At 47.5% G+C, this 958-nt stretch carries 1 pseudogene; it reads right to left on the reverse strand.

Annotated elements, in window-relative coordinates:
* Window positions 1–958 (reverse strand): annotated as a pseudogene (gene carB / locus R7040_RS25075) (carbamoyl phosphate synthase large subunit); the annotation flags it as partial.

The following is a 958-nucleotide window of genomic DNA, read 5'->3' on the forward strand; positions in this document are numbered from 1 at the left end:
CTGGGTTACAGATCACCATAATGGTTTCGTAGCCATCTTCACGAAGCGCTAGTGATGCATGTACACAACAGTAGTCGAATTCGATACCTTGACCGATACGGTTTGGACCACCGCCCAGTACCATGATCTTGTCTTTATCTGTTGGGTTTGCTTCACATTCTTCATCGTAAGATGAGTACATGTAAGCCGTATCAGAAGAGAACTCAGCCGCACACGTATCCACTCGCTTGTAGACAGGGTGGATGTCAAACTGGTCACGTAGACGACGGATTTCGCTTTCAGCCACACCTAACAGTTTAGATAGGCGCGCATCAGAGAAACCTTTACGTTTCATCTGGCGTAGAACTTCTTCTGTTAGACCAGCAAAGCCACCGGCTTTCACTTGCTCTTCTAGTTTAACTAGCTCTTCAATTTGAACTAGGAACCAGCGATCAATGTTCGTCAGGTTAAACACGCCATCCACTGACATGCCCGCACGGAATGCATCTGCGATATACCAGATACGCTCTGCGCCAGCTTCTTTTAGTTCGTGACGAATCTTAGTTAATGCGTCAGGTGCATCTAGGTCAACCATCTCATCAAAGCCAGTCGCGCCAACCTCTAGGCCACGTAATGCTTTGTGAAGAGATTCTTGTTGGTTACGACCAATCGCCATTACCTCACCAACTGACTTCATCTGAGTCGTCAGGCGATCGTTAGCGCCAGCAAATTTCTCGAAGTTAAAACGAGGAATCTTGGTCACTACGTAGTCGATAGTAGGTTCGAATGATGCCGGAGTTGCACCACCTGTAATGTCGTTTTGCAGCTCGTCTAGAGTAAAGCCAACAGCCAGTTTCGCCGCAATCTTAGCGATTGGGAAACCTGTTGCTTTTGATGCCAGAGCAGAAGAGCGAGATACACGCGGGTTCATCTCGATGATGACCATACGACCATCTTTCGGGTTGATACCAAACTGTAC

This window comes from Vibrio sp. 1069, from assembly GCF_033340555.1.